4 protein-coding genes are annotated in these 3,956 nt (G+C 67.5%); 3 read left to right on the forward strand and 1 reads right to left on the reverse strand.

What is annotated here, in order from left to right; all coding sequences use genetic code 11:
• Positions 1–489: magnesium transporter (locus tag ACE3UY_RS23320; RefSeq protein WP_374689861.1), on the forward strand; the 489-nt coding region annotated here is incomplete at its 5' end.
• Positions 490–562: 73 nt separating this feature from the next.
• Here ACE3UY_RS23320 and ACE3UY_RS23325 read toward each other — a convergent pair.
• On the reverse strand, positions 563–2,683 hold the full coding sequence (locus tag ACE3UY_RS23325; protein WP_374689862.1) for a S8 family serine peptidase: 2,121 nt from the start codon (positions 2,681–2,683) through the stop codon (positions 563–565).
• Between the two features lie 240 nt (positions 2,684–2,923).
• Here ACE3UY_RS23325 and ACE3UY_RS23330 point away from each other — a divergent pair, with 240 nt between their 5' ends.
• A complete protein-coding gene (locus ACE3UY_RS23330; RefSeq protein WP_374689863.1) occupies positions 2,924–3,709 on the forward strand; it encodes an ArsR family transcriptional regulator in 786 nt (261 codons plus the stop codon).
• A gap of 7 nt (positions 3,710–3,716) precedes the next feature.
• Positions 3,717–3,956 (forward strand): metallophosphoesterase (locus tag ACE3UY_RS23335; RefSeq protein WP_374689864.1); only part of this gene is annotated, 240 nt, incomplete at its 3' end.

Consider the following 3,956-nt stretch of genomic DNA (forward strand, 5'->3'; position numbering starts at 1 on the left):
CTGTTGTTGCTGTTCGTCACGGAGACGTTGACCGGCAGTGTGCTGCGCCACTTCGAAGAGCAGATGGCGGCCGTCGTCTCCTTGGCCTTTTTCATCCCGTTATTGATCGGCACGGGCGGTAACGCCGGATCGCAGACTACCAGCACCATCATTCGCGCCCTGGCCGTGGAGGATTTGGACAAGCGCGGCCTGCTCAAGCCGCTGCTGCACGAACTGATCGTCGGCGTGATGCTGGGAGTGATCATGGGTATCGTCGCCTACACCCGCGCCCTGATGTGGGACACGGGCACAGCCGTGGCCGTGACCGTCGCCGTGTCCATTTGCGCCATTGTCATCTGGGCCAACATCCTGGGTTCGGTGCTGCCGATCATCGCCAACCGGCTGCGCATCGACCCGACCGTCGTCTCCGGCCCGGCCATGAGCACCCTGGTGGACGCGACGGGGCTGTTCATCTACTTCACCGTCGCCGGGATCATTCTGGCGTTGTGAAAGAAGAATGGCTACGGATTTAGACGGACGATACGGATAAGAATCCGTATCGTCCGTGTGAGTCCGTAGTCGTTTATTTGACAAGTAGCGGAAAGTACAGGTCATAGCCGGGCGGCAGGGAGTCGTCGATCGTCACCTGCCTCACCACGCTCCACGGCCCCACCTCGTCGCACTCCCCGATCTGGCGCAGGCCGCGCACCGCCCAATAGTACGTCCCGTTAGCCAGCGCCGCGCCCGGCGCATAGTAACCCGAGCTCGTCAAATCCGCGATCTCCGGGCTGCCCATGTTGGCGTTGTTGTCGATGCGAATCTCGTACTGCGTCGCGTGGATGTCGGCCAGCCAGGAGAATCCGGGTGTCAGGTCGCCGGTAACCGCGCCGTTGGCCGGGGCGAACAGGGTAATGGCCGCCGGGGCCACGCATGCCCCGGCCACGTCTATCGTGAACGTCCTCACCTCGCTCCAGCCGCCGGCCAGATCGCCCGCGCCCACTGAGCGGACGCGCCACCAGTACGCCCCGTCGGCCAGCGGCGCGGTTGGCGTGTAGGTCGTGGCGGCGACGTTGACTGCCACGGCCAGCGGCGCGTTGAAGGCGGCGTTGCCGGCCACCTGTATATCGTAGCCAATGGCCTCGGCCACGGCTGTCCACATGAAGGCCGGCTGGCCGTCGGCCGAGACGTAGCCGTCGGGCGGGGCGACGAGCGCCGGCGCGGCCGGCCCGAGGTCTAGCCCGCTCAACGCGGCGTAGGCGTCCGCGATGCCCGCGCCGCACCAGGTCATGTCGCAATCACTGCCCGCCGGGAAGGCGCGCGCTGTCGTCCGCAGGATGTTCGACATCTCGGCCGGCGTCAGGTCGGGCTGCTGGCCCAACAACAGCGACGCCAGCCCGGCCACGTGGGGCGCGGCCATGCTGGTTCCCTGGTAGTAAGCCAGGATGTCGTTGCCGGGTGTCGTCTCCCCGTCATTGAGTGTGGACAGCACGCCGTCGGCGCCATTGAGATCCGTCTCGCCGCCCGGCGCGCTGACGTCAATCGCCTCGCCGAAGTTGCTGTACCAGGCCAGGTTGCCGGCGCGCGACGTGGCCGCCACGTTGACGACGCCGGCGCAGTTGCCCGGCGCGTAGTTGCCGGCGTTGCTGCTCTCGTTGCCGGCGGCGACGATAGCGACCGTGCCGGCGGCGGCGGCCTCGTTGAAGGCGTTCTGGAAGCTGGTTGGGCACGAGCCCGAGCCGCCGAGACTGAGGTTGATGACTCGGGCCGGGTTGGGGTTGGGGGGCGCGCCGGGCACGGGCAGACCGGCCGCCCAGCGAATGGCGTCCACGATGTCGGACGAGGAGCCGCCGCACTTGCCCAACACGCGCACCGGCAGAATGCGCGCCTGCCAGTTGACCCCGGCCACGCCGGAGCCGTTGTTAGAAGCCGCGCCGATGGTTCCGGCGACGTGCGTGCCGTGCCAGGAGCTGGGGTAGGGAAAACCGCAGTTATCGCCCCACGTGATCCAGTCGCCGGGGTCGGAGGGGTCGGCGTCTCGGCCGCTGCCATCGTTAGCGACAGCGCTATTGGAGATGAAATCATAGCCGGGGACAGTGCGCCCGGCCAGGTCGGCGTGCGGCCGGATGCCCGTGTCGATGACGGCCACAATCACGCCGGCCGAGCCGGTGGTAATGTCCCAGGCCGCGGGCAGGTTCAGCCCTTCCTCTGCACCTGGCGTGTAGCGGTAGTGCCACTGGTCGGCGAAGGCGGCGTCGTTGGGCGTCTGGGCCGCGCTGCGGGCGGGGGCCGAGGGACGGCTGACGAGCCGCATGATGGCGTCCGGCTCAGCGTAGGCCACCTCCGGCAGATCGGCCAGCGCCCGGCTGAGGGCCGACGCCCGCGCCGCGCTCACCGCCTCCGGCAGCCGGTAGACGTAGGCATTGCCGGACATGGGCCGGACGAAGGTCAGCGGGACGCCGGCAGCGGCGCTCAAACGCGCCCCCTGCCGGGCCTGGGCGGCGGTCGAGAGGCGCGCGGGGTCGGCCGCGGCGTTGAACTGCACGATGATCTGGTTGGTCGGCAGGGCGGGGCGCGCCCCGATACGGGGATCGTCACCAGCCCGCGCGGCGGCATGGCCGAACAGGGTCAGGGCGGCCAGCAGCAGGATAAGCAGCCGTCTTGTCGGAAAATCGGGGCGCGAGTGCGCCTTGGGAGTTGAAGGCATGGATGCTCTCTCGTGAGGTCTGAGTAGGCTCACCAGGCCAGCGGCCGGCGGCAGAATCTGAATATACCGCAGTTGCCAGTGGATGGGAATAGGAGGCTGATACTACTGTTTCGCTATCGACGGCCTGAATCAGCGCCGCAGCTGCGTTCGTCAGCGTCCCAATCTTTCAACTTGCCTGATACGCCGCTCGGTGATATAAAACAATTTATATTGATGCAAATCGTCTAGATACATTCCCTTATGACTGACCTGGCGCTTGATTTCTTTAGACTCCTGGCCCACGACGTGCGCTGGAGCCTGCTGGTCGATCTCGTCCAGAGCGATTGGCGCGTGGGCGAACTGGCCGCCCACCTGGCGCGCCCACAGAATCTCGTCTCGTATCACCTGGGGCTACTGCGCGAGGGTGGCCTGGTGCGCGAGCAACGCAGCGCGGCCGACGCCCGCGACGTGTATTACAGCCTCGACCTGGCGCGGCTGGCCGACCTGTACGCGCGGAGCGGGCGGGCGCTGCACCCGGCGCTGGCGTTCGTCCCCGCATGGCCAGCCCCGACCGCAACCATGGAAACGGCGCGCGTGCTTTTCGTCTGCACCCACAACAGCGCCCGTTCCCAGATGGCCGAAGCGCTGCTGCGCCACGCCGCCGGCCCGCGCGTCGTCGTTGCCAGCGCGGGCAGCGAGCCGGCCGGCCTGCACCCCTTGGCCGTTCAGGTCATGGCCGAACGGGGTATCGATCTGACCGGCCACCACTCGAAAGCGCTGGACGCGGTGGCCGGCGCGCCGTGGGACCGGGTCATCAGCGTGTGCGACCGGGTGCGCGAGGTCTGCCCGGTATTTCCGCGCCGGACGGTAGTGACGCACTGGAGCATCCGCGATCCGGCAGCGGTCGAGGGGTCGGAAGCGGAGCGACTGGCGGCCTTCCGGCAAACAGCTGACGAACTGGCGCGGCGGGTGGACTTCCTGCTGCCGCTGTTGGCTGAGAGAGGAGAGGAAAAATCCGCAGATTTCGCAGATAACGCAGAGAGGTAATTGTTGCATGGAACACATCACCGTTTTCGGCGACATCCACGCCAACCTGCCGGCGCTGACGGCTGTACTGGCTGACATGGACGCCCGCGGCGCGGCCAACCGCTACTGCCTGGGCGACCTGGTCGGCTACGGCGCGCAGCCGGATGAGGTGACCGCGATCATTCGCGACCGCGCCATCCCGACGATCATGGGCAACTACGATCTGGGCGTGGGGCAGGAGAGCGACGATTGCGGCTGCGCCTACCGC

The sequence above is a fragment of the Promineifilum sp. (SeqCode) genome, from assembly GCF_041918635.1.
Classification (GTDB): Bacteria; Chloroflexota; Anaerolineae; order Promineifilales; family Promineifilaceae; genus Promineifilum.

What these genes read in the sequence shown, in the direction of transcription:
- ACE3UY_RS23330 (WP_374689863.1), top strand. Translation starts at nt 2,924, where the DNA reads ATGACTGACCTGGCGCTTGATTTCTTTAGACTCCTGGCCCACGACGTG.
- ACE3UY_RS23325 (WP_374689862.1), bottom strand. Translation starts at nt 2,683, where the DNA reads ATGCCTTCAACTCCCAAGGCGCACTCGCGCCCCGATTTTCCGACAAGA.